This is a genomic window from Arthrobacter sp. Y3223166 (assembly GCF_059090935.1).
Window position 1 is genome coordinate 1 of the sequence record NZ_JBNHGE010000044.1, and the last position, 22,503, is coordinate 22,503.

Annotated in this window: 22 protein-coding genes and 1 pseudogene; 4 read left to right on the top strand and 19 right to left on the bottom strand. The window is 70.2% G+C overall.

Going from position 1 to position 22,503, the window contains the following annotated elements; genetic code table 11:
- The 10 genes and pseudogenes from AC5RUH_RS14470 to AC5RUH_RS14515 form a co-directional block, all read right to left on the bottom strand.
- A pseudogene (locus AC5RUH_RS14470) lies at positions 1 to 280 on the bottom strand (hypothetical protein); the annotation flags it as partial.
- A gap of 530 nt (positions 281 to 810) precedes the next feature.
- The gene (gene asd, locus AC5RUH_RS14475) at positions 811 to 1,956 is read right to left on the bottom strand and encodes an aspartate-semialdehyde dehydrogenase (protein ID WP_494000531.1); all 1,146 of its coding nucleotides are present in this window, start codon (positions 1,954 to 1,956) and stop codon (positions 811 to 813) included.
- A gap of 226 nt (positions 1,957 to 2,182) precedes the next feature.
- The gene (locus tag AC5RUH_RS14480; protein ID WP_494128927.1) at positions 2,183 to 2,797 is read right to left on the bottom strand and encodes a dihydrofolate reductase; all 615 of its coding nucleotides are present in this window, start codon (positions 2,795 to 2,797) and stop codon (positions 2,183 to 2,185) included.
- On the bottom strand, positions 2,794 to 3,555 hold the full coding sequence (locus AC5RUH_RS14485) for a thymidylate synthase (protein ID WP_494128941.1): 762 nt from the start codon (positions 3,553 to 3,555) through the stop codon (positions 2,794 to 2,796). Before AC5RUH_RS14485 ends, AC5RUH_RS14480 begins: the two co-directional genes overlap by 4 nt.
- A gap of 97 nt (positions 3,556 to 3,652) precedes the next feature.
- Complete coding sequence (locus tag AC5RUH_RS14490; protein ID WP_494000529.1) at positions 3,653 to 4,060, bottom strand: GntR family transcriptional regulator; 408 nt, start codon at positions 4,058 to 4,060, stop codon at positions 3,653 to 3,655.
- Entirely contained in the window at positions 4,057 to 5,934 is a 1,878-nt protein-coding gene (locus tag AC5RUH_RS14495) for a hypothetical protein (RefSeq protein ID WP_494128928.1), read from the bottom strand. The genes AC5RUH_RS14490 and AC5RUH_RS14495 overlap by 4 nt, the downstream gene beginning before the upstream one ends.
- A gap of 104 nt (positions 5,935 to 6,038) precedes the next feature.
- Complete coding sequence (locus AC5RUH_RS14500) at positions 6,039 to 6,998, bottom strand: NUDIX hydrolase (RefSeq protein WP_494000527.1); 960 nt, start codon at positions 6,996 to 6,998, stop codon at positions 6,039 to 6,041.
- Positions 6,998 to 9,220 carry an RNA degradosome polyphosphate kinase gene (locus AC5RUH_RS14505; protein ID WP_494128929.1) on the bottom strand — a complete coding sequence of 741 codons (2,223 nt, stop codon included), beginning with the start codon at positions 9,218 to 9,220 and terminating at the stop codon, positions 6,998 to 7,000. The genes AC5RUH_RS14500 and AC5RUH_RS14505 overlap by 1 nt, the downstream gene beginning before the upstream one ends.
- Positions 9,221 to 9,279: 59 nt before the next feature.
- Positions 9,280 to 10,275, bottom strand: coding sequence for a mycothiol synthase (mshD, locus tag AC5RUH_RS14510; protein ID WP_494128930.1), 996 nt, complete (start codon positions 10,273 to 10,275; stop codon positions 9,280 to 9,282).
- A 68-nt stretch (positions 10,276 to 10,343) separates the two neighbouring features.
- On the bottom strand, positions 10,344 to 11,045 hold the full coding sequence (locus AC5RUH_RS14515; protein WP_494074892.1) for a winged helix-turn-helix transcriptional regulator: 702 nt from the start codon (positions 11,043 to 11,045) through the stop codon (positions 10,344 to 10,346).
- Positions 11,046 to 11,197: 152 nt separating this feature from the next.
- On the opposite strand from AC5RUH_RS14515, the gene AC5RUH_RS14520 reads away from it, so the two are divergent.
- The 3 genes from AC5RUH_RS14520 (at position 11,198) to ygfZ (ending at position 13,899) form a co-directional block, all read left to right on the top strand.
- Positions 11,198 to 11,950 carry a hypothetical protein gene (locus AC5RUH_RS14520; protein WP_494128931.1) on the top strand — a complete coding sequence of 251 codons (753 nt, stop codon included), beginning with the start codon at positions 11,198 to 11,200 and terminating at the stop codon, positions 11,948 to 11,950.
- A 220-nt stretch (positions 11,951 to 12,170) separates the two neighbouring features.
- Positions 12,171 to 12,773 carry a nitrobindin family protein gene (locus tag AC5RUH_RS14525; protein ID WP_494128932.1) on the top strand — a complete coding sequence of 201 codons (603 nt, stop codon included), beginning with the start codon at positions 12,171 to 12,173 and terminating at the stop codon, positions 12,771 to 12,773.
- A gap of 43 nt (positions 12,774 to 12,816) precedes the next feature.
- Positions 12,817 to 13,899: a CAF17-like 4Fe-4S cluster assembly/insertion protein YgfZ gene (ygfZ, locus tag AC5RUH_RS14530; RefSeq protein WP_494128933.1), complete on the top strand. Its 1,083-nt coding sequence runs from the start codon at positions 12,817 to 12,819 to the stop codon at positions 13,897 to 13,899.
- A 10-nt stretch (positions 13,900 to 13,909) separates the two neighbouring features.
- On the opposite strand, the gene AC5RUH_RS14535 is transcribed toward ygfZ, so the two are convergent.
- From AC5RUH_RS14535 to AC5RUH_RS14575, 9 genes are all read right to left on the bottom strand, one after another.
- Positions 13,910 to 14,614: a GNAT family N-acetyltransferase gene (locus AC5RUH_RS14535; RefSeq protein WP_494128934.1), complete on the bottom strand. Its 705-nt coding sequence runs from the start codon at positions 14,612 to 14,614 to the stop codon at positions 13,910 to 13,912.
- A gap of 21 nt (positions 14,615 to 14,635) precedes the next feature.
- The gene (locus tag AC5RUH_RS14540) at positions 14,636 to 15,664 is read right to left on the bottom strand and encodes a 6-phosphofructokinase (protein ID WP_494025422.1); all 1,029 of its coding nucleotides are present in this window, start codon (positions 15,662 to 15,664) and stop codon (positions 14,636 to 14,638) included.
- A 141-nt stretch (positions 15,665 to 15,805) separates the two neighbouring features.
- Complete coding sequence (locus tag AC5RUH_RS14545; RefSeq protein ID WP_494128935.1) at positions 15,806 to 16,492, bottom strand: response regulator; 687 nt, start codon at positions 16,490 to 16,492, stop codon at positions 15,806 to 15,808.
- Positions 16,482 to 17,726, bottom strand: a complete 1,245-nt coding sequence (locus AC5RUH_RS14550) for a sensor histidine kinase (protein WP_494128936.1) — start codon at positions 17,724 to 17,726, stop codon at positions 16,482 to 16,484. The genes AC5RUH_RS14545 and AC5RUH_RS14550 overlap by 11 nt, the downstream gene beginning before the upstream one ends.
- Before the next feature lie 57 nt (positions 17,727 to 17,783).
- Positions 17,784 to 18,680 carry an ABC transporter permease gene (locus AC5RUH_RS14555; RefSeq protein WP_494128937.1) on the bottom strand — a complete coding sequence of 299 codons (897 nt, stop codon included), beginning with the start codon at positions 18,678 to 18,680 and terminating at the stop codon, positions 17,784 to 17,786.
- The gene (locus tag AC5RUH_RS14560; protein WP_494128938.1) at positions 18,677 to 19,648 is read right to left on the bottom strand and encodes an ABC transporter ATP-binding protein; all 972 of its coding nucleotides are present in this window, start codon (positions 19,646 to 19,648) and stop codon (positions 18,677 to 18,679) included. The genes AC5RUH_RS14555 and AC5RUH_RS14560 overlap by 4 nt, the downstream gene beginning before the upstream one ends.
- 82 nt (positions 19,649 to 19,730) lie before the next feature.
- A complete protein-coding gene (locus AC5RUH_RS14565) occupies positions 19,731 to 19,976 on the bottom strand; it encodes a PspC domain-containing protein (protein WP_494000514.1) in 246 nt (81 codons plus the stop codon).
- A gap of 122 nt (positions 19,977 to 20,098) precedes the next feature.
- Positions 20,099 to 20,317 carry a hypothetical protein gene (locus tag AC5RUH_RS14570; protein WP_493980168.1) on the bottom strand — a complete coding sequence of 73 codons (219 nt, stop codon included), beginning with the start codon at positions 20,315 to 20,317 and terminating at the stop codon, positions 20,099 to 20,101.
- The gene (locus AC5RUH_RS14575) at positions 20,314 to 22,038 is read right to left on the bottom strand and encodes a PspC domain-containing protein (RefSeq protein WP_494128939.1); all 1,725 of its coding nucleotides are present in this window, start codon (positions 22,036 to 22,038) and stop codon (positions 20,314 to 20,316) included. Before AC5RUH_RS14575 ends, AC5RUH_RS14570 begins: the two co-directional genes overlap by 4 nt.
- Positions 22,039 to 22,173: 135 nt before the next feature.
- On the opposite strand from AC5RUH_RS14575, the gene AC5RUH_RS14580 reads away from it, so the two are divergent.
- Positions 22,174 to 22,503 (top strand): PspC domain-containing protein (locus AC5RUH_RS14580; RefSeq protein ID WP_494128940.1); only part of this gene is annotated, 330 nt, incomplete at its 3' end.

The following is a 22,503-nucleotide window of genomic DNA, read 5'->3' on the forward strand; positions in this document are numbered from 1 at the left end:
GGGACTGGGTCCAGGCCTCGTGTTTGCGCACCGCCTGGAGGTAGTCGAGGGTCGACCAGTCGTCCAGGGCCGCGGGGTCGGTGCCGGCGAGCAGGCCGGCCAGTTCCGCCGGTCCCAGCTCCCGCCAGTCGTCCGCCCACCCCCGCGGGACCGGTGCCGGTTCGGCGGCACCATTGTCGGGCGCGGCACCATTGTCGGGCGCGGCACCATTGTCGGACGCGGCAGGGGTGCCGGAGGATTCCTCCGGCTCTTGTGCCTCGTCCAACGGTTCCGGTGACATGCTTCAACGCTACGCAGCCCACGCCGCGGGTAGAACGGGTCTTCGAGGAAAGTGCATAACCTGCCCCCGACAGCTGCCTGTGGAGGACAACTCAGCGGGCGGACGGCTGAACGGGGAACCCTCCTTCCCTGTGTAGGACAACTGAGCAGGCGGACGGCTGAACGGGGGGACCGTCCTTCCCTGTGTAGGACAACTCAGCCGGCGGACGGGCTGAACGGGGGACCGTCCTGCCCTGTGTAGGACAACTGAGTAGGTGGACGGCTGAACGCGGAGCCGTCCACTGCCTATGAAGGACGGGGCGCCCCTGACGTGGACAGCTCAGGATAGGGGCGGCGCAGCGAAATTTCTCCGTGCAGTCACGCCGCCGAAAAAGCGACCCTGCCAACAGCGGGAGCCCGCCCCTCAACAGCGGGAGCCCGTCCCTAAACAGCAGGAGCCCGTCCCCAAAGGGACGGGCTCCTCGTGGCCTCGGGCTACTATGGCTTTCGCGGCTCGCGGAGCGGCTCCGGCACTCCTGCCGGCCGCAGGTCCTAAAGGTTGCCGGTGGCGATGCGCAGCATGCGGCGCAGCGGTTCGGCCGCGCCCCACAGGAGCTGGTCGCCCACGGTGAAGGCGCTGATGTACTCGGGACCCATTTCCAGCTTGCGGATACGGCCTACCGGGATCTCGAGCGTGCCGCTGGCCGCCACCGGGGTCAGGTGCTCCATGGTGGCTTCCTTGGTGTTGGGAACCACGCGAGACCACTCGTTGTCGGCGTCGATGATCCGCTCGATTTCGGCCACCGGCAGGTCCTCGGTGAGCTTCAACGTCAGCGCCTGCGAGTGCGAGCGCATGGCACCGATGCGGACGCACAGCCCGTCGAACGGGATCCGCTTGTCGTCGCTCAAGCCCAGAATCTTGTTGGTCTCGGCGGGGGCTTTCCATTCTTCCTTGGACTGTCCGTTGCCCAGGTCCTTGTCGATCCACGGGATCACGGAACCGGCCAGCGGCACGCCGAACTGGGAGGCATCCAGTTCGGGGCTGCGCTGCTGGGCCAAAATCTTGCGGTCAATTTCCAGAATGGCGGAGGAGGGCTGCGCCAGTTCGTCGGCCACCGCGGCGTTCAGCGTACCGAACTGGTTCAGCAGTTCGCGCATGTGCCGGGCCCCGCCGCCGGAGGCCGCCTGGTAGGTCATGGACGTTCCCCACTCGACGAGGCCGTTCTTGAAAAGGCCGCCCAGGCCCATGAGCATGCAGGAGACGGTGCAGTTGCCGCCGATAAATTCCTTCACGCCCCGCGCCAGGCCGGCGTCGATCACGTCGCGGTTGACCGGGTCCAGCACGATGATGGAGCTGTCCTGCATCCGCAGGGTGGACGCCGCGTCTATCCACAGGCCGTCCCAGCCGGCGTCGCGCAGCTTCGGGTACACCTCGGCGGTGTAGTCGCCGCCCTGCGCCGTCAGGATGATCGGCAGCTTTGCCAGCGTCTCGATGTCGTACGCGTCCTGCAGCTTGCCCGCACCCGCAGCGAAGGACGGGGCGTCGCCGCCGGCGTTCGACGTGGAGAAAAACACGGGGTTGATGAGGTCGAAGTCGCCTTCATCCTGCATGCGCTGCATGAGGACGGAGCCGACCATGCCGCGCCAACCGATCAGGCCGACGGACTGGGCAGATGAAGTGGCTGCAGGGGAAGTCATGCATTCCATTTTACGGACCGGGTCAATTTAAGCGCTGTGAGTTACACGAGGTAGGCGCTGCGGGTTACACAAAGTAGGCGCGGCGGCTTACACAAGGTGGCGCTGTGAGTTGCCCAGAGTGGGTGGAGCGCAAGCGTCACAATGACGACGGCGGTGCCGGGAGCCGGCGATTCCCGGCCCGGCCTGTCCGCTCCGGCCGGGCCTACACGTAGGGCCTTAGGCGCTCCTACTCCGGGCCGCGGACCCAGAGTGAGATGCGGTAGCGGGTGCCGTTGGCCGCGGTGTACCAGTCCTCGGTGGGGCTGACGCCCTCGAACTTCCATTCCGGGCCGAGCTGCGGGGCGTACGTGTCCCCGTCCGTCTCCAGGTCGATGACCGTCACCGAGGCCGCGTTGGCGTGCTGCCTGGCGAGGTTGAAGATCTCGCCGCCGCCCAGGATCCAGATTTGGTCGCTGCCCGGGCTGGCCGCCGCCTCCGCCAGCGCGTCTTCGATGGTTTCGACAACGACGGCGCCCGCCGCGGTCAGCTGCCCGCGCAGTTCGGGCCGCCGGCTGACCACAATGTTGGTGCGCCCCGGCAGCGGCCGGTACTTGTCGGGAAAGGACTCCCAGGTCTTGCGTCCCATGATCACCGGATGGTTCAGCGTGGTCCGCTTGAAGTGTGCAAGGTCCTCGGGCAGGTGCCAGGGCATGCCGCCGTCGCGGCCGATGACGCCGTTGCTGGTCTGAGCCCAGATCATGCCGACCACCGGAGCGGAGAGCGACCCGGACCGTCCGGCCCCGAGCACGGCTTCGGCGACGCTGTCCGGGTAGGGGCGCGTGGCTGCGTGGTCGGCACTCATATGGCCACCGGTGCCTTAATGGCCGGGTGGTGCTGGTAGCCGGCCACCTCGAAGTCCTCCAGCGAGTAGTCGAAAATGCTCTCCGGCTTCCGCAGGATGTTGAGCGTGGGGTAGGGGTACGGGGCGCGCGACAGCTGCTCGCGGACCTGGTCCACGTGGTCGTCATAGATGTGCACGTCGCCGCCGGTCCACACGAAGTCGCCCGGCTCCAGGCCCACCTGCTGGGCCAGCATCAGGGTGAGCAGAGCATAGGAGGCGATGTTGAAGGGCACGCCCAGGAACATGTCGGCGCTGCGCTGATACAGCTGGCAGGACAGCCGGCCGTCCGCCACGTAGAACTGGAAGAACGCGTGGCACGGCGGCAAGGCCATGTTCTTGATCTCGGCCACGTTCCACGCGGACACGATGTGCCGGCGCGAATCCGGATTGTTCTTCAGGTCCTCGACCAGCTGGGCGATCTGGTCGATGTGTCCGCCGTCGGGCGTCGGCCAGGACCGCCACTGCACTCCGTAGACCGGGCCGAGCTCGCCGTCGGCGTCCGCCCATTCGTTCCAGATCTTGACCCCGCGCTCCTGCAGCCATTTCACGTTCGAGTCGCCGCGCAGGAACCACAGCAGCTCCAGCGCCACGGACTTAAAGTGCACGCGCTTGGTGGTGATCAGCGGGAACCCCTGGGCCAGGTCGTAACGGAGCTGGCGGCCGAAGACGCTGCGGGTGCCGGTGCCGGTGCGGTCGGATTTGGCCGTGCCGTTGGCCATGACGTCGCGCAGCAGGTCCTCGTACGGGGTGGGAATCGCGTTCACAGCGTCCAGTGTAGTTGAGGGGTGCTGCGGCGGCTGCCGAGGGACGGCAGGCTCACGGTGCGTCCGGTGCGAACCCGCGCGGGCGCCGCAACTGGCCGCGCACCAGGTTCAGGACCGTCTCATCGTCCAGTCCCGCGTCCCGGGCGGCGCGCACCAAATGTACGACGGCGAGGCCCACCTCGGCGGAACCGGCTGCGGTTTGGTGCGTGGCGGCTGCCGTGTCAGCCACGGTAGTGCCATGGCGCCGGCGGCTGACGAGCAGGCCCGCGGCCTCAAGCTCCTTGTACGCACGGGCCACGGTGCCGGCGGCCACACCCAGATCTGCGGCCAGGCTGCGCACCGGGGGCAGGCGTTGTCCGGCGGCCAACGTGCCGACGGCGATGAGCGAGGCGACCTGGCTGCGGATCTGTTCGTACGGGGGAGTCGGTGCCGCCAGATCCACCCGGATCTGGGTGCTCACGGTGTTCGGTCCTGGCGAACAGCGGGCTCGTCGCGGTCCCGGCCGGGGTCGCGCGGCCCGCCGACGGCGTTGCCGGAGTGTTGCGTGACGGCGTGGCCGACATAGCTGGCCATCGAACGGCGCGGCCGCGATGCTCCCGGTAGAAGCGCCAGCACGATGGCGGCCAGGTAGAGCACGGCCGTGGTGATGCGGAGCGCTGTATGCAGGCCGGGGGAAAGCTGGTGGAGGTAGGACGAGATGCCGCCGTCCAGGAACCAGCCCCAAGCCGCCGGATGTGCGTTGAGCAGTTGGGCGGTCAGGGCGAACAGCCCGGCGGCGGTCATCCGCGCAACGCGGAAGCCGGAAACGCAGCGGAGCAAGTTGTCCGCCTCCGGAGTTGCCTCGAACAGAGGGGGACGGCGGTGCACCAACAGGACGGCCGCTGCCCCGAGCAAGAGCAGGGCAAGACCGGCCACGGCGAAGGCTGCCAGCAGGTCGGGCTGTCGGCCCGGGGCGGCGGCATTGAAGCCGACGGCGACGGCCAGCAGCACCGCGCCGGCGGCAACGGCGGCAAGGAGCGGGCGCGGAACCAGTTGGACTGAAGCTGCGCCGGGCGGTGTCCAGCCGACGGGCCGCGGGGCTGTCGGGGCAGGGGACGGCTGAGTACGGGGACGTGTATGGCCTCGCCAGATATGGACCTCTCCGGCGGCGATTGCGGCGAGGAAGATGGACGTTGGCAGGGCAAAGACCACGGGCATCAACGGAAGTGCGAAGGCCGGGCCGTCAGCCGTTCCACCGTCTACCGGCGTAGGCACCGGCACGGCAAAGTAGATCATGCTGGCGAAGGCAGACAAAGTGATCAAGGCGAGCACTGTAACGATGAGACCGGCGGTACGCGCCGACGTCGTAATTTCCAAGCCCGCGGCATAGGTGCCGCGGTAGATGACCGGACGGCCCGGAGTGCCGTCGGGGGCCAGCAGGGGAGGGCGCCACAGGGCCATGGCGATCATCAGCGTGACCGTGAGCCAGCCTGCCAGTTGCTGGGCGGGTTCCCAGCCGGTGGTCGGTGCCGGTCCGTCGAGGATGAGGGCCGGCACCTGGTGATTGGCGAAGCTGACTGCCATGGTGCCGAGCGTGGCGAAGAGCAAGGTGGCCGTGCGGAACAATCGATTGATGAGGATGCGCCGCAAGATGTCGTTGTCCTCGCGGTTGAGCGAGTCCACGGAGCGTCTGCGCACGATGACCGCCGTCGCCGCGGCGACGCCGGCCGCGAGCGTCAGGATGCCGATCAGCAGGATCGGGGCAAAGTAGCTGCCGGGCTGGCGGCCGTTGTGCCCGCCGGAGACCTCAACACCGGCGAAGGATTGGGAACCGCTGAATCCGTCGATTTCCGGCAACTCCCGGACGACGATCGCCGCGATCACGGCCAGCACGGCCGCCGAAATCATGACTGAGAGCAGCGCCGAGGGGATGTAGTCGCGGATGCGCCGGATAGCGATGTCGGCTCGGCGGACCCTGCCGCGGGGCTTGGGCCAGGTGTATTGGCCGATGATGTAGATTCCGGCCAGGCTGACCAGCGGCACCAGGACGGTCAGCAGGTCAGCCAGCCAGGAAGGCGCCGGTGTATGTCCGGCGTAGTAGGCGGCCGGAATATCGCCGACCTTCGAGGCCGCAGACAGCCCGCTGGCGAAGAACGCGATGAGGGCCGTCCAGAACGCATGCATCCGGGCGGCGTCCAGTCCGGCCCCGTCCGATGGATCGGTGTCCACGCCGGAGCCCGCCTCCGCGAGGATGGCTGCACTGGCGCCGGCCCTGCCAGCGATGATCCGCAGCACGCCGTAGATGATGACGGCGCCGAACAGCAGGCCGGTGATGGTGCTGGTCAGTAAGTCCACGATCCCCCTCGTGCTGTATCAATGGATCAAGTATTTGATACAAAGCGGCAAGGGGTCAAGGGTGGGGGGTGCCGGGCGGCGGCACGAGCACTCGTCAGGTGCCGCTAGTCGTCGTAGGCGTCGAGTATTTCGAGCGCGACGATCCGCCCGCCCCGGTGCTTGGCGATGTGGCAGACCAGCACGGCTCCCGGCCGCAGGTAGGGATCGTCCGTGGGCAGCTGCGCGGCGAGTTCGGGATCCATCCGGTCCGCCAGCACCTGGAACAGGTTCGGCAGCACCGGCCGGTGGCTGCAGACGGCGGTGGGCTTACCCTTGTCGAGCATCTGGATGAGGGCGGCCCGGGCCTTCTTCGGGTTGCGCTCGTTGTTGTGTTCGGTGATGGCCTCGACGGTCCGCAGCTTGGTCTGGGTGTGCAGCACGTACGGGGTGACGGTCTGAACGCAGCGCAGCCAGGGGCTCGAGACGATCCGTTTGGGCTTCCACACGGACAGCATCCGGCACACGGCCAGCGCCTGCCGCCGCCCGGTGGCGACCAGCGGGCGCTCGCCCTCGGCCTGCGACCAGGCGGACCGCGGTTTGGCCTTGGCGTGGCGGACGACGACGAACGGATAGGTATCGAGTTCGTCCCGCCGATGCGCGGCCTCCAACGCGTCCAGCGGTTCCACGTCGGAACGGTTGGTCAAGAGTTCACGGGCCCGGGCGGGCGGACACCACAGCACGCGGTCCACCTCGTCGCCGTCGGGCACGGGGTCCTGTTTCTCCAGCTTGGCGGCCCAGTACACCACCTGCTTGAGTCCGGCGCTGACCCGGTAGCGGATGGTGGGCAGCGGGATGCCCAGGCGCACCTGGACGCCGATTTCCTCGTGGACCTCGCGGACCGCGCACTCGGGCGTGGTTTCGCCCCTGTCCAGCTTGCCCTTGGGCCAGGACCAGTCGTCGTAGCGCGGCCGGTGGATCAGCAGCACTTCCAGCCGGCCCTGGCGGACGCGCCAGCACAAAGCCCCGGCGGCGGTGATCCTGGCGCCCGGGGGAGCGCCGGCGTCGCTGGTCTTGCTCTGCGTCATCAGCGGCGGGTGGCGGTGCGCTGGCGGGAGCGGGAGGCGAGCAGCCAGGACTGGATATCCGAGAGCGGGTTGCCGTCGTCGTCCTTGTGGTGCCTGGTCCACGCGCCGTCGCTGTCCAAATGCCAGCTGGCGGTTCCGGGGTCCATGTAGCGGTCCATCAGGGACAGCAGGTCGTTGATGTCCTCGCGGGAGTTCAGTTGCACCAGCGCCTCCACGCGGCGGTCGAGGTTGCGGTGCATCATGTCGGCGGAACCGATGTAGACCACCGGTTCGCCGCCGTTGGCAAAGCCGAACACGCGCGAATGCTCCAGGAACCGGCCGAGGACGGAGCGGACCCGGATGTTTTCGCTCAGCCCCGGGACGCCGGGCCGCACCGCGCAGATCCCGCGGACGATCACGTCGACCCGCACGCCGGCCTGCGAGGCGCGGTAGAGCGAGTCGATGACGGCCTCGTCCACCATCGAGTTCACCTTGATCACCACGCGGGCGGCGCGGCCGGCCTTGCTGTTGGCGATCTCCTTCTCGATCCGGTCGATCAGCCCGGAGCGCACCGACCGCGGGGCCACCAGCAGCCGCTTGAAGGTGGACTTCGGGGCGTAGCCGGAGAGCTGGTTGAACAGCTTGGACAGGTCCTCGCCCACCTGGTAGTTCGCCGTCAGCAGGCCCAGGTCCTCGTAATAGCGAGCGGTGCGCGGGTGGTAGTTGCCGGTGCCGATGTGGCAGTAGCGGCGCAGCCCGTCGCCTTCCTGGCGGACCACCAGCGAGAGCTTGCAGTGCGTCTTCAGGCCCACGATGCCGTAGACCACGTGGACGCCGGCCTGCTCCAGCTTCCGCGCCCAGTCGATGTTGGCCTGCTCGTCGAACCGGGCCTTGATCTCCACCAGCGCCAGCACCTGCTTGCCGGCTTCGGCGGCGTCGATCAGCGCGTCCACGATCGGCGAGTCACCCGAGGTCCGGTACAGCGTCTGCTTGATCGCCTGCACCTTCGGGTCGGCGGCGGCCTGCTCCAGGAAGGCCTGCACGGAGGTGGAGAACGAGTCGTACGGGTGGTGCAGCAGGATGTCGCGCCGGCGCATGGCCGCGAAGACGTTGGCGGCCTTGGACGTTTCGCTTTCGTTCAGGTGGCGGCTGGTGTGCGCCAGCTGCTTCGGATACTTCATGTCCGGCCGGTCGATCTGGTAGATCGCCTCCACCCCGCGAAGGTCCAGCGGCGCGGGCAGCGCGTACACCTCGGATTCTTCGACGCCGAGTTCGCGCACCAGCAGCTCGCGTACGCTGGGATTGATGTCCGTGGCCACTTCCAGCCGCACGGGCGGCCCGAACCGGCGGCGCAGCAGTTCCTTCTCCAGCGCCTGGAGCAGGTTCTCGGCGTCGTCCTCTTCGACTTCCAGGTCCTCGTTGCGGGTCACCCGGAACGTGTGGTGCTCCAGCACTTCCATGCCCTGGAAGAGCAGGTCCAGGTGCTGGGCGATGACGTCTTCCAGGGTGATGAACCGGGCCGTGCGGCCGGGGATCGAGCCGGCGCGGGGGCCGTCCACGGGGATCAGCCGCGAGAGCTGGTCCGGGACCTTGAGGCGGGCAAAGAGTTCCTTTTCGCTCACCGGATTGCGCACGATCACGGCCAGGTTCAGCGAGAGCCCGGAGATGTAGGGGAAGGGGTGGGCCGGGTCCACGGCCAGCGGCGTCAGGATCGGGAACACCCGCTCCCGGAACATCACGGACAGTTCGGTCCGCGCCGCCTCGTCCAGTTCGTCCCAGCGCACGATGTGGATGTGTTCGTAGGCCAGCGCCGGGCGGATCTGCTCGGCGAAGATCCGGGCGTGGCGCTGCTGCAGCTTGTGCGCGGCGACCTTGATTTGTTCGAGCTGCTCGATCGGGGAGAGCCCGGCGGCGGACGGCACGGCCAGCCCGGTGGCGATCCGGCGCTTCAGGCCCGCCACCCGGACCATGAAGAACTCGTCCAGGTTGGAGGCGAAGATGGAGAGGAAGTTCAACCGCTCCAGCAGGTAGAGGTCCTCGTCCTCGGCCAGTTCCAAGACCCGTGCGTTGAAGTCCAGCCAGCTGATTTCCCGGTCGAGGAAGCGTTCCAGCGTGAAGTCCCCGTCGGGCGCCAGCGAGGGCGCGAACTCCGGAATGTCGATGCGGTCCTGGGTGGCGCGGGCAGGGACCATTTCCGAGGAACCCAGCCTGGGAATGGCTGCGGCTTCGGGTTCGATGACCATGCTCTCTCCTGGGACGTTGGGGCGGGCCGGACTCACCTCATCGTAGAGGCGTCCGGTAGCTACAAGGTTACCGACTGTTGCCCGCCGGCCTCTTCCTGCGGTGCGTACATCACATCCGCATCCCAGCGGGTGAAACCCAGCTTGCGGTACAGCCCGACGGCGGGCTCGTTGTCCGCGTCGACGTAGAGCATGATGGCGTGCTCGCCGGCGTCCTGCAGGTGCTTGATGCCGGCGATGGTCAGCGCCTTGCCCAGCCCGGTGCCCTGCGCCTGCGGCGTGACGCCCACGACGTACACTTCGCCGATGGACGGGTGGCTGCCGGAGCGCGGGTGGACCTTGGTCCAGTGGAACCCGACCAGGCCGCCGCCGTCCTCGCGCTCGGCCAGCAGGAAGCCGGCCGGGTCGAACCAGTCCTCGGCCATCCGCGCCTTCAGATCGGAGAGCGTCATCGCGCCCTGTTCGGGGTGGTCGGCGAAGGCAGCGGCGTTGGCCGCCAGCCACGCCTCCTCATCCCTGCCGGGCACGAAGGAACGGATGGCCACGCCGGGCGGCAATTCGGCGGCGGGCAATCCGGTCGGGTGGGTCAGGCGCATCCGCCACAGTTCCCGGACCGGGGCGAAACCGAAGCGCGCGGCCAGCCGCCCCGCGGCCTCATGGCCGCCGTGCGACCAGGCCTTGAGGCCCGTCAGTTCGGTGTGCTGCCGGACGGCTTCGACCAGCCTGGTCCCCACCCCTTCGGCGCGGTAGGAAGGGTGCACCACCAGTTCCAGGACGTTGTCGGTGCCGGCAGCGGTGGTAAGGCTGACGACGGCGACGCCGGCCAGCGCCGTCGCGGTGGCGGGATCGGAGCGCTCTTCGCCCGCGTAGGTCGCCAGCACCAGCACGTCGGCCGACTCCGCGGCCCGCAGGTTCACCCACGTCTGCTCGGAGAGCGGGGGATTGCCGTCGGCCTCCTCGGCGGCGGCGGCCAGCGCCTTGATGTCCGCGAGGGTCTCGGCGTCGGGGGCGCCCTTGATGGTCAGCACGGGCCAGAGGTCCGAATCCGATGCAGTCATGAGCACAGACTATCCGAGCGGCCTCCGGCGGCGGGAGGGCGCCGCGGTCCGGCGCAGGCCGGGCCGCCTCAGCCGACGCCGCTGGGTTCTTCTTCCGCCTCGCGTACCAGCGTGAACCGGTAGCCGACGTTGCGGACCGTGCCGATCAGCTGCTCGTGGTCCGGGCCCAGCTTCGCCCGCAGCCGCCGCACATGCACGTCGACCGTGCGCGTGCCGCCGTAGTAGTCGTAGCCCCAGACCTCGTGCAGCAGCTGGTCGCGGGTGAACACCCGGCCGGGGTGCTGGGCCAGGTACTTGAGCAGTTCGAATTCCTTGTAGGTCAGGTTCAGCGGCTGTCCGCCGACGCGCGCGCTGTAGCTGGCCTCGTCGATCACCACGCCGGAGGCGTGGATCTCCGTGCGGGTGTCCTGGTCGCCGGCACGGGCGCGGGCGATGACCAACCGCAGCCGCGCCTCGACTTCGGCCGGTCCGGCGGTTGCCAGCACCACGTCGTCGGCAAGCCAGTTGGCGCTGACGGCGGCCATGCCGCCTTCGGTGAGCACAAGCATCAGCGGTGCCCCCAGGCCGGTGGCCTTCAGCAACTGGGTGAGCGAGCGCGCCCCGGCCAGGTCCTTGCGGGCGTCAACCATGACCACGTCGGCCGGGCCGGTTTCCAGCAGGGCGGTCGGTTCGGCCGGCAGGATGTGAACCTTGTGGTTCAGCAGCTCGAGGGCGGGCAGGACGTCGATCGACGAGCCGGAACTGTTGGTCAACAGCAGAATGTGCGGCATGGTTCCTCCAGGGGTTTCGCGGCGCACATCATCGGGCCGGGCCCGGCAGGTCCTCACACACGCAGGCGCAGCCTGCCGGACGGTGGCATAAGTATAGCGCCGCGCCCCGCCGGGCCGCGGTTTCTCGCCCCGCCCCTGCGTCATAGGGCAGTATGACTAGCGTGAAAACGTGGATCGTCGCCGCAGCCGCTGCCGCCGTACTGTGCGCCGTCATCGGCGCCTCCTACCTCTCCCTCCCGGTGCTGACGGCGGCGGTGTGCGTCGCCGCGGTGGTGATCGGGATCGGCTGGCCGGTGTTGCTGGGCGTGCCCGCCAAGAAGACCCTTGCCGCCGTCATCTCCCTGGCCGGGATTGCGACGGCGGTGCTCGCCGGGATCGCGCCCGCGGGCATGCCGCTGCTGTGGATGGCCGTGGTGATTGCGCTCGGCGTGATGGCCGTCTTCCTGATCCAGCTGCTCCGCGGCACCGGCCAGCCCCGGCGGCTCGAATCGACCTTCGGCGCCAGCGCCGGCCTGGTGCTCACCTCGCTGGGCGCCGGCTGGGTGGCCGCCGACCGGCTCTCGGCCAATGCAAACAACGGCGGAATGATGCTGGTGACCGGGATCAGCATGCTGGTGGCCATCGGCGTCTGCCTGCTGCCCTGGCCGGACCGCATCGTCGCGCCGCTGGGCGTGGTCCTGGCCCCGCTGGCGGGGGCCCTGGCGGCCCCCTTGTTCTCCACCGTCCACATGCTGCCCGCCGCGGCGGTGGGCGCCGTCGCCGGCATCATCCTGGTCAGTTTCCGCCGGCTCGTGCTGGCCGACGGCGGTCCCACCCGGCTGCCGGCGATGCTCGCCGTCGGCGCCGCCCCGGCAATGGCCGCCGGATCGCTGGTCTACTTCCTGGAGCGGATGCTGCTGCGCTGAAATGAGCGGGGCCCCCGAATGAGCGAGGTCACAGTGCGGGCAGGCGTCACGGGCAGGCATCCTGCGGCCGGGGCCGTTACTATGGAGCCATGTCGTATCTCGGTCTTGAAATTTTCTACCTGTCCCTGCTGGTCCTCGCCGGCCTTGGCATCGCGGGCTTTGCCTCGCTGGTGGTCTACCGCCTGTTCAAGGGCCAGAAGTAAGCGACCAAAGCTTAACAATGCCGATTGAACTCCCGACGGAGCTGACCCCGGAGCTGGTGCCGCTGTCCTGGCTGCTGGGTACCTGGGAAGGTGCCGGCCGGTTGGGTGCGGGCGAGGAGGGGGACGAACATTTCGTCCAGAAGGCCACGTTCGCGCAGAACGGCCTGCCCTACCTGCAGTACACCGCCGAGAGCTGGCTGACCGACGAGGATGGCAACCGGCTGCGCCCGCTGTCCGTGGAAACCGGCTTCTGGGCACTGGACCGCAAGCTCAACGACGCCGACGTCGGCCCGGGCCTGGTCCCCGCCGAAATCGTGCCGGCCCTGAAATCCGCGGACGAGGTCGAAGAGCTGCGCAACGCCGACGGCGGCTTCGATATCACCGCGACCATCGTGCACCCGGGCGGTATCTCCGAGCTCTACTACGGGCAGATCAAGGGCCCCCGCGTGCAGCTGAGCACCGACATGGTGATGCGCGGTTCGCAGTCCAAGGACTACAGTGCGGCCACGCGCATCTTCGGCTTGGTCAACAACGATCTTTACTGGCGCTGGGACGTGGCCGAGGCCAAGGGCAAGGACCTGGCCCCGCACGCCTCGGCGATCCTGGCCAAGCGCGCCTGACCGGGGAGGGAATTTGGCACGGCCGCCGGGAGTTGATGCCGGTATGACCTACCGCAGCCCTTTGCTCCTGCAACACGGCGCCGTCGAAGCCTCCGGGGCCGACGCCGGCGTCGCCGCCCACTACTCCGACCCGCTGCGCGAACAGCGCGCCCTGGCCCGCGGCGAGGCCGTCACGGACCTTTCCCACCGCGGGGTGGTGACGGTGGCCGGCGAAGACCGGCTGAGCTGGCTGAACACGCTCTCCTCGCAGCTGCTGCTGAACCTGAAGCCGGGCCAGTCCAGCGAAGCGCTGCTGCTCACCGTGCAGGGCCGGATCGAATACGACGCCCGCATCGTCGACGACGGCGAACGCACCTGGCTGATCGTCGAATCCTTCGAGGCGGCGCCGCTGGCCGCATGGCTGGACAGAATGAAGTTCATGCTGCGGGTAGAGGTTGCCGATGTCTCCGCCGACTGGGCCGTGGTGGGTTCGGTCAGGCCGGTCCCGGCCTTCGAGGGGAGCCTCGTGTGGCAGGACCCGTGGCCGCAGATCGGTGCCGGCGGCTATGCCTACACCGGCATCGAGGAACCCAAGCACCCCGGCCTGGAACGGTCCTGGTACGAATACCTGCTGCCGGCGGCCGACCTGGAATCGGCCGTCTCCGGGCTGCAGCTGGCCGGGGTCTGGGCCGCCGAGGCGCTGCGGATCGCCGCGTGGCGGCCACGGGTCGGGGCGGAGACCGACGAGAAGACCATCCCGCACGAACTGGACCTCATCCGCACCGCCGTGCACCTGGAGAAGGGCTGCTACAAGGGCCAGGAGACCATCGCCCGCGTGCACAACCTGGGCCGCCCGCCGCGCCGGCTGGTGTTCCTGCAGCTGGACGGCTCGCAGCACACGCTGCCGGTCCCGGGCAGCGACGTGATGCTCGGCGACAAGCGCGTCGGCGCGGTCACGTCCGCGGCGCAACACTACGAGATGGGACCGATTGCGCTGGCCGTGGTCAAGCGCTCGGTCGATCCGCTGGCGCAGCTGACCGTGCTGGACGACGGCGAGAGCTACGACGCCGCCCAGGAAGTGATTGTCACCCCCGACGCCGGCCAGGTGGTCGGCCGCCAGACCGGGTTCCTGCGCCCGCCGCGCTGAGCCGCCGCGGTCAGCTCCGCTTCTGCAGGATCACCGAGGTCTGGGTGCCCGCGTCCCAGAATCCCAGGCTCGCGGCCAGCGCGCGGGAGGCCCTGTTCTCTTCGTGCGAGCGCCACTGCGGAATGAGTCCGGAGGAGAGCGCCTCGTGGCCGGCGATCGCCGCGATCAACGCGCCGGCTCCGCGGCGCCGGTAGGCGGGGGCGGTCAGCACGCCAACGTGGCCGAGGATCTGCTGCCACTCCTGGTAGCCGGCGCCGGCCATCGGGGTGCTGCCGTCCAGCAGCACGAACGACTTGTCCATGCCGGCCAGCGCCGCTTCGTGCGTGTCATCGGGCGGGCACCTGTCTTCGAGCCGGGCGACGTCGCTGCCCGCGGTGGACACCAGGGCCTCCCGTTCGGGCTGGACCACCGGCAGGTCTTCGGCGTAAGACAGCACGGCCTTGCCCAGCCCGTGCCCGCCGTGCTCCCGGCTCAGCAGCATCAGCGTCTGGTGTTCGGCCAGGTCGTCGTCCGAGTACCGGGCGGCCGCGGCGAGGGCCCATTCCGGTCCCACCAGCGCTGAGCGGCCGAACAAGCGCACGAAGGTGAGCGTCCCGGCGTCCTCGTTGATCCTGGTCAGCCGGTCGCCGGCCGCGGTGAAGGCGTTGTCGGAGAATCCGAGCAACCGCGCCCACGCCAGCAGCACAATGTCAGCCGTCCCTGCGTCCAATCGCATACCTGCCACCCTACTGAACGCTTAGCCGAAGAGAACCCTTGCCTCGTCGTAACGATGCTGGGGGACGGTTTTTAGATTGTTCAGCGCCGACTCGAAGCCCACGTGCACGACGTCCGTTCCCTTCAGTGCCACCATGGAGCCCCAGCGCTTCTCCACCACCGAGTCCACGGCCGCCATGCCCAGGCGGGTGGCCAGCACGCGGTCGTAGCCGGAGGGGACCCCGCCGCGCTGGATGTGCCCCAGCGTGGTGGCGCGCGTTTCGATCCCGGTGCGGGCCTCCAGTTCGGGGGCCAGCCGCTCCCCGATGCCCCCGAGCCTCGGCCGCCCGAAACTGTCCACGCCGCGCTCGGCGTGCGGGCCCAGTTCGCCGTCGGGCACCCAGCCCTCGGCCACCACCACCAGCGGGGCACGGCCGCGCTTCTGCGCGTGCAGCACCCAGTCGGACACCTGCTCCATGCTCACGCTCTGCTCGGGGATCAGGATGGCGTGCGCGCCGGTGGCCATGCCCGCGTGCAGCGCGATCCAGCCCACGTTGCGGCCCATCACCTCGGCGATCATGCAGCGGTGGTGCGATTCGCCGGTGGTGCGCAGCCGGTCGATCGCCTCGGTGGCGATCTGCACCGCGGTGTCGAAACCGAAGGTGTAGTCGGTGGCTTCCAGGTCGTTGTCGATGGTCTTGGGCACGCCGACGATCTTCAGCCCGCTCTGGGTGAGCCGGTAGGCGCCGGCCAGGGTGCCCTCGCCGCCGATCACGATCACCGCGTCCACGCCCAGCCGGTCCAGCGTCTGCTGGATCTTCTCCGGCCCGCCGTTGGGACCCTCGAACGGGTTGGTGCGCGAGGTGCCCAGGATCGTGCCGCCCTGCTTGGAGATGCCGCGCACCTGGTGCCGCGGCAGTTCCATGATGTCGCCCTCCAGCACGCCGCGCCAGCCGTCGCGGAAGCCGACAAACTCGTGCCCGTGCGCGGTGATGCCCTTGAGCACGATGCCGCGGATCACCGCATTCAGGCCGGGGCAATCCCCGCCGCTGGTCATGATGCCAATCCTCATGGGTACTCCTTCTCGGTTGCTGGCCGGTCGGCGCGAGCACCCCATTGAGCCCGCCTCAATCCTATGCAGGAACCGGGGCCCGAGTCATTCCGGCCGCGAGCGGCTCCGGCGGCGGGGAGCCCTGCCGGGCGGGACGGCGCCTCAGGCGGGCAGCAGGCCGTGCTGCATGGCGACGACGACGGCGCGCGTGCGGTCGTCGACGTCGAGCTTGGCGAAGATCCGCAGCAGGTGCGTCTTCACCGTGGTCTCGGCGATGAACAGCCGGGCGGCGATTTCCGGGTTGCTCAGGCCGTCGGCCACGGCCCCCAGCACCTCGGTCTCCCGGGCCGACAGCGCCGGCGGCGCGGGCGAGCGCAGCCGGGAGACCAGCTTGGCCGCGATGGGCGGGGCCAGGACCGTTTCGCCCCGGGCGGCGGCGTAGACCGCGGCGATCAGCGCCTCGCCGGGGGTGTCCTTGAGCAGGTAGCCGACCGCGCCGGCCTCCACCGCGCGGACGATGTCGGCGTCGCCGTCGTAGGTGGTCAGGATCAGCACCTTGGTGCCCGGCCGGGCGGCAACGATCCGCGCGGTGGCGTCGGCGCCGTCCAGCCGCGGCATCCGCAGGTCCATCAGGACGACGTCGGCGCCCACCTCCAGCGCGGCACTCACCGCCGCGGCGCCGTCGGGAGCCTGGGCCACCACCTCCAGCCGGTCCTCGGTGCCCAGCAGGCCGGCCAGCCCGGCGCGGACCACGGGGTGGTCGTCGGCGATGACGACCCGGATGCGGGGGGCTTCGGTGGCGGCCCCGGTGTCGTTGCCCGGGCTGTCCGGTCGGGGTTCAGCGGACATTGCCGGCTCCTTGCAGCTGCAGCGGGATGGTCATGGTCAGCCGCGTGCCGTCGCCCGGCGCCGAGCGCACGTCGAGGCTGCCGCCGATTTCGGACAGCCGCTCGGCCATGGCGCGCAGCCCGTAGCTGTCGCCTGAGGTCCGCGCCGCGGGGACGAAGCCGGCGCCGTCGTCGTCCACGGAGAGCACCAGGGACGCTCCGTCGAGGTGCAGCCGCAGCCGCGCGGAGCCCGCCCCGGCGTGCCGGCGGACGTTGTTCAGGGCCTCCTGCGCGGCCCGCAGCACCACCACCTGCTGCGCCGGCGTCAGTTCCGGCAGCGCCGCCGGCAGCTCCACGCTCAGCCGGGCGCCGTCCAGGCCGGTGGCCTCGAGCCGCCGCAGCGCGCCGAGCAGGTCGCCGCCGGCCAGCTGCGTGGGGCCGGAGGCCGCGATCAGGGCCCGCGCTTCCTGCAGGTTGTCCCGTGCGGTGTCCCGGATCCCGGCCAGGGAGGACGCAAGCGCCGCCGGGACCGGGGTGCCGGCCTTGCGCAGCTGTGCCTGGGCCGCCTCCGAGAGCATCACGATCGAGGTGAAGCCCTGCGCCAGCGTGTCGTGGATCTCGCGGGCCATCCGCTCCCGCTCGGCCATGGCGCCCTGGCGCCTGTGCGCGGCCCCCAGTTCCGCCCGGGCGGCGTTGAGCTCCGCGATCAGGTCCGCCCGCTGCTCGCTCTGTTCGATGATCTTGTAGATCCACAGGCCCAGCAGCGTGCTGGCCAGGAAGGAGATCACCGCCTGCAGCCCGGCGGCCAGCAGTCCGGCGGCGCCGGTGCCGTACAGGTGCAGCTGGCCGGCGGCCACGAGCACGCAGATCAGCGCGGAGGCGGCCACGCCGTTGCGCTCCGACCCCGCGAACATCCACACCTGCGGGAACGCGATGAAGAGGATGATCGAGCCGGCGCCGGAGAGGAACGCCAGGTAGGTCACCACGGCGATCAGAAGCACCACGTACAGCTTCGGCTTCCAGGTGTGCAGGTCCTTCGCCCGGGTCAGGAACGGGTAGGCGGCCCCGAGCAGAACGAGGGACGCCACCGCCGATGCCTTGGCGGGATTCCCCGCCTCGGCGCTGACCCAGACGATGACGGCGACGGTCGCCAGCGCGACGTAGAACCCGAGGTGCCACCACTTCAGGCCGCGGAACCAGATCGAGTCCCTGACGGAGGGCGGGGCCGTCGCCGGCGGGACCGCGGATTGATTCATGGCATCACCTTACGACGGCCCCGCCGCCCGGCCGGCGCGGCGCCCTGCCGCGGGGGACTACTTCTGCGGCGGCCAACGGAACATCAGCCGGGTCAGCACCAGGCCGGCGGCCAGCCAGCTGAGGATCACGACGGCGGACATCCCCAGGTTCCAGCTCCCGCCGGGCTCCACGGCCTCCCAGCCCTCCGGCAGGAACACCGAGCGCATGCCGCTGGCGGTCCAGCGCAGCGGCGTCAGGTCCGCGAGGCCGCGCAGCCAGTCCGGGATCTGCGGGAACGGGAAATAGACGCCGGAGATGAAGGACAGCAGCAGTGGCGGCACGGCCGCCATGGTGGAGGCGGAGGGCCCGGACCTGGCCAGGCAGGCGAAGGCGATCCCCACCGCCGACCAGGCCGCCGTGGAGCCCAGGAGCAGCCACGCGAACGTCAGCCAGGCGTCCGCCGTCGCCGGCAGGGGCACGTCGAACAGGAACCGTGCGCCCAGCAACAGCAGGGCCGATTGCGTCAGGATCAGGACCAGCGTCATGCCGGTCTTGCCCAGGAAGTAGGACAGGCTGGGCAGCGGTGTTCCGGCCAGCCGCTTGATGCTGCCGTTGAACCGTTCGGCGGCCACGTAGGCGCTGAGGTTTTGGAAGCCGCTCAGGACCGTGCCCAGGGCCAGCATCGCGGGCAGGAAGTACTCGGCCGGGCGCAGCAGCGACTCCGGCCGCGCCGGATCGCCCATCGACGCGTCCTCGCCGAAGACGGTGCTGAACAGGCCCATCATGATCAGCGGGAACAGCAGGGTGAAGACCACCGCGGCCGGGTCGCGCGAGAACATCCGCACCTCCAGCAGCGTCCGTTTCCAGCCCAGCAGCACGGCGTTCGGCCGCCAGACCCGGACTGCCCCGGGGCGGCCGGATGTAGACGGGGCGGACACGGCGAGGCCGGATGTCGAGGGGGACGGGGCGTTCATGCCGCGTCGGTCCTGTCCGTGCCGTGCTGCTGCAGCAACTGAAGGTAGATGTCCTCGAGGTGCGGCACGCGCACCTGCAGGTTGGCCGGCTCGCGCCGCCCGCCGCCGCTGAGCCGGTGCACCAGCGCCGCCGGCTCGTCGGTCGTCTCAAGGTGGTCGCCGGCCTCGTCCGTCCAGCTGACCCTGGGCCGGCGCAGTGCCGCCCCGCCGATCGTTGCGGGCGTGCCTTCGGCCACCAGCCGTCCCACGGCGATGACGCCCAGCCGGTCCGCCAGCTGCTCGGCTTCGTCGAGGTAGTGCGTGGTGAGCACGATCGTGGTGCCGTCGGAACCCAGGCGGCGGATCAGCTCCCAGAAGGACCGCCTGGCCTCCGGGTCGAAGCCGGTCGTCGGTTCGTCCAGGAACAACAGGTCGGGATTGCCGATCAGGCCCATGGCCACGTCCAGCCGCCGGCGCTGGCCGCCCGAGAGGGCGCCGATCCGCGCGCCGGCCTTTTCCTCCAGCCCGACGGCGGCGATCACCTCGTCGACCGGGCGCGGGGCGGGGTAGTAGGCGGCGAGGGCGCGCAGCGATTCGGCCACCTTCAGCGCGCCGGCGTCGGTGGCCTCCTGCAGCACGACTCCGATGCGGGCACGGAACGACGGCGCCGCCCGGTACGGGTCGACGCCGAGCACAGCGGCGCGGCCGGAGGTCGGCTTCCGGTGGCCCTCCATCATCTCGATGGTGGTGGATTTGCCGGCCCCGTTGGGCCCGAGCAGCGCGTACGTTTCGCCCGTGCGGATCTGCAGCGTGATGCCGTCCACGGCGCGGAAGGTTCCGCCGCCGGGACGGGGGTACTCCTTCACCAACCGGTCGAGGACGACGGCGGCGCCCGGCGGGGCAGGATCGGAGGCGGCTGGCTCCGGGTGGCCGGGGGCCGGCGCGCCCGTGGCGTCCAACGCGGCGCGGCTGGTGGCGGGGGTTCTCATGCTTCCAGCATGCTCCGCCCGGGGTCGCGGCCGGCACGTCCGTCCTGCCGACTCCCTTGTCCTCCGGCCGGTGGACAGCGGATCAGGATTTGCCGGCGAGCAGCTTCTCCAGCGCGATGCTGCCGTCGTACTTCGGCAGCAGCAGCCACAACACCAGGTAGGTGCCGATGCCGACGCCGGGGAACAGGAAGACCAGCAAGGTGGCGATCCGCACCCACATCACGTCCCAGCCGAACTTGGCTGCAATGCCGCCGCAAATGCCGGCGACCCAGCGGTCGGGGCCGCGGCGGACGGGGCTGGAGCGGAGCACGCGGTAAAAGGTATCCATGGCACCATGCTTTCGTGTTCGGGAGCTGTTGTCACTGCCGGTTCGTCGAAGGCGGCCCGCGCGGGTGGCGCGGGCCGCCTTGGTTGTCGGTCTCGGTGGGGTACGGTCCTGTCGGTCCCGGGCTAGCGGTCGCGGTTGCGGGTGGCGCTCAGGACGCCGGCGACCACCAGGGCGATGCCGGAGCCGATCAGCAGGGCGATCATCACGTAGGCCCAGTTGAAGCTGATGTCCCACCAGGTCCCGGCGAGCACCAGCAGGCCGACGGCCACGGCGATCAAGCCCCAGATGATGGTGCCGACGCGGGGACGGCGGTCCTGGTCGCGGTTCAGTTGGCTGCTCATCGGATTTCCTCCAGTTCGCTGACGGTCACGATGTCGACGTTGCTGGCCACGCCCCGGACGGCCAGGACGATTTCCGGCGCCCCGCCGTCGTCGTTGATGGTGTAGCTTCCCGGCTGCCAGAACCCGGACTGCCGTCCGCTGTCCGCGCCGGTGACGTATTCGACGTTGCCCAGCGCCATCTGCGTTTCCACCTTCACCGGGACGTCGTCGGGGATGATGACGGTGATGGAGGAGGCCACGGCGTTGACCGGGACGAGGGCCGGGCCGCCGAAACGGGAACCGGAGACGGCGCGCAGGTCCACGGTGCCGTCGCCGGCCACGACGCTGTAGCCGTCACCCTGGGCCGGGGTCGCGGCCGAGGTCCAGGTCCGGCTCGAGGCGATGGCGTAGTTGGAGGCCGTCCACTGCGTTCCCGCGGAGAAGGCCAGCGCCAGGACCAGTCCCACAGCGGCCAGGAAACCGAGGACGCCGGAGGTGCGGCCGACGGCGCCCAGCACCACGACGCCGATGCCGATCACGACCAGCGCCGCGGCGATGGCGACGGGCACGACATTCCGGCCCAGCTCAACGAATTCCAGCGCGTTGAGCCCCAGGACCACGCCGGCGGCCAGCATGGCGGCGCCCAGGGTCAGGGCGATGGCCGCACCCGAGGGGCCGCGGGGGGCGGGCTTGTAGGGCCGCGGCGCGGGCTGGGGATACGGGCGCGGCTGCGGATAGGCCTGCCGCGGCGGGCCCTGCTGGCCGCCGTGGCCCGCGTTGCCGTATCCGGTCGCGGAAGCCGGCGTCGAACCGTAGGCGGCGCCGGTGGTTCCGGTGGTTCCGGTGGTGCCGGGGGCGCCGTAGTAGGCGGAGGTACCGCTGCCGGTGGCCGGCGCAGGCGGGAAGCCGTCCGCTCCGGTCGGTGCCGAATCCGGTGCGCCTGCCTTGTTGCGCGTGGCGAGCCAGTAGATGAAGAACCCCACCGCGCCCAGCCAGATCACGGCCCAGACGAAGCCGCCGAAGCCCCAGCCGCCGTCGTTGTTGAACCCGAAGATCCAGCTGAACGGGCGGCTGAACACGCCGAGGGCCGTGAAGATCACCGCGCCGGTCATGCCTGCCGTCCAGTTGCTGCGGCCGGCTTCTTCCGCATGGATCCGGCCGTCCGGCTCGGGCAGCAGGGCCCAGGCCACGCCGTAGAGCAGCACGCCGATGCCGCCGAAGACGGCGAGCAGGATGAACAGCCCGCGGACCAGGATCGGGTCCAGCCCGATCCGGTGCGCGACGCCGGAGGCTACCCCGCCAATCCAGCGGTCCTGCCCGCGGGAAACGCCGAGGTTGCGGAACCAGCTGAAGAACGCGTTGCTGTGCGCCGGGAAGCCGGCGGCGGGCGGCGGGGGGTAAGCGCCGGCGCTGCCCGGAGGCGGCGGGAAGTTGCCGCCGCCTCCGTCACGGCCGGCGTAGCCGGTCCCGTCGGCCCCGGCCGCGTTTGCGTGGCCGGGATCCCGGTAGCCGGCGCCCAGCGGCAGGGTGGGGTTGGTGCCCGGAAGGATGGGCTGGGTGGGATGGGCGGGTGCGTCGTCGTCCTCTGCCGCCTGGACGGTCTCGGGCTCGTCGGGAGCGGGCGCCTGGGGCGCCGCCGGGGCGGATTCCTGCCCGGATTCGGGGACTGCCGGCTGCTGGTCCGGTTCGTCTGTTCGGTCGGTGCCGTCGTTATCCGACGGGATCGGTGCGTGTGAGGTCATGGTTTGATCATTCCAACCGGCAGCCCTCTCCTCTATGGGGTGCCACCCTGACCCTTCCCTGACCGGCCGGCCGGGTTCCCCTGATTCGGCGCCACCCGGTAGGTCGGGTGCACCCGCGCGTGCTTGGATTGACCCATGAGAGAACCGCTCGTCCGCTCCACCGAGGACCGCATCATCGCGGGCGTGTGTACCGGCCTGGCCCGGCACCTGGACACCTCGGTCGGGATCGTCCGGGTCGGCATGGTGGTCCTGGCGCTCGCCGGGGGAGCCGGCGTGCTGCTCTATGTCTGGCTCTGGCTGCTGGTGCCGACCGCGGCCGACGAGGCCCTGGCAGCCGAGCGCGCCTTCAATCCCCGCGGCATCGCGGAGAACTTCGCACGGGGATTCGGCGCCCCGCGTCCCGGCCAGGAGGGGAACGGCCGGCCGGTCGGGCAGGCGGCCGGCCTGCCTGCGGGCCGCCCCGTC

What these genes read in the sequence shown, in the direction of transcription:
- AC5RUH_RS14565 (WP_494000514.1), bottom strand. Translation starts at nt 19,976, where the DNA reads ATGGATACCTTTTACCGCGTGCTCCGCTCCAGCCCCGTCCGCCGCGGC.
- AC5RUH_RS14555 (WP_494128937.1), bottom strand. Translation starts at nt 18,680, where the DNA reads ATGAACGCCCCGTCCCCCTCGACATCCGGCCTCGCCGTGTCCGCCCCG.
- AC5RUH_RS14575 (WP_494128939.1), bottom strand. Translation starts at nt 22,038, where the DNA reads ATGACCTCACACGCACCGATCCCGTCGGATAACGACGGCACCGACCGA.
- AC5RUH_RS14570 (WP_493980168.1), bottom strand. Translation starts at nt 20,317, where the DNA reads ATGAGCAGCCAACTGAACCGCGACCAGGACCGCCGTCCCCGCGTCGGC.
- ygfZ (WP_494128933.1), top strand. Translation starts at nt 12,817, where the DNA reads ATGACCTACCGCAGCCCTTTGCTCCTGCAACACGGCGCCGTCGAAGCC.
- AC5RUH_RS14560 (WP_494128938.1), bottom strand. Translation starts at nt 19,648, where the DNA reads ATGAGAACCCCCGCCACCAGCCGCGCCGCGTTGGACGCCACGGGCGCG.
- mshD (WP_494128930.1), bottom strand. Translation starts at nt 10,275, where the DNA reads ATGACTGCATCGGATTCGGACCTCTGGCCCGTGCTGACCATCAAGGGC.
- AC5RUH_RS14480 (WP_494128927.1), bottom strand. Translation starts at nt 2,797, where the DNA reads ATGAGTGCCGACCACGCAGCCACGCGCCCCTACCCGGACAGCGTCGCC.
- AC5RUH_RS14485 (WP_494128941.1), bottom strand. Translation starts at nt 3,555, where the DNA reads ATGGCCAACGGCACGGCCAAATCCGACCGCACCGGCACCGGCACCCGC.
- AC5RUH_RS14525 (WP_494128932.1), top strand. Translation starts at nt 12,171, where the DNA reads ATGCCGATTGAACTCCCGACGGAGCTGACCCCGGAGCTGGTGCCGCTG.
- asd (WP_494000531.1), bottom strand. Translation starts at nt 1,956, where the DNA reads ATGACTTCCCCTGCAGCCACTTCATCTGCCCAGTCCGTCGGCCTGATC.
- AC5RUH_RS14500 (WP_494000527.1), bottom strand. Translation starts at nt 6,998, where the DNA reads ATGACGCAGAGCAAGACCAGCGACGCCGGCGCTCCCCCGGGCGCCAGG.
- AC5RUH_RS14540 (WP_494025422.1), bottom strand. Translation starts at nt 15,664, where the DNA reads ATGAGGATTGGCATCATGACCAGCGGCGGGGATTGCCCCGGCCTGAAT.
- AC5RUH_RS14520 (WP_494128931.1), top strand. Translation starts at nt 11,198, where the DNA reads ATGACTAGCGTGAAAACGTGGATCGTCGCCGCAGCCGCTGCCGCCGTA.
- AC5RUH_RS14515 (WP_494074892.1), bottom strand. Translation starts at nt 11,045, where the DNA reads ATGCCGCACATTCTGCTGTTGACCAACAGTTCCGGCTCGTCGATCGAC.
- AC5RUH_RS14545 (WP_494128935.1), bottom strand. Translation starts at nt 16,492, where the DNA reads ATGTCCGCTGAACCCCGACCGGACAGCCCGGGCAACGACACCGGGGCC.
- AC5RUH_RS14505 (WP_494128929.1), bottom strand. Translation starts at nt 9,220, where the DNA reads ATGGTCATCGAACCCGAAGCCGCAGCCATTCCCAGGCTGGGTTCCTCG.
- AC5RUH_RS14535 (WP_494128934.1), bottom strand. Translation starts at nt 14,614, where the DNA reads ATGCGATTGGACGCAGGGACGGCTGACATTGTGCTGCTGGCGTGGGCG.
- AC5RUH_RS14550 (WP_494128936.1), bottom strand. Translation starts at nt 17,726, where the DNA reads ATGAATCAATCCGCGGTCCCGCCGGCGACGGCCCCGCCCTCCGTCAGG.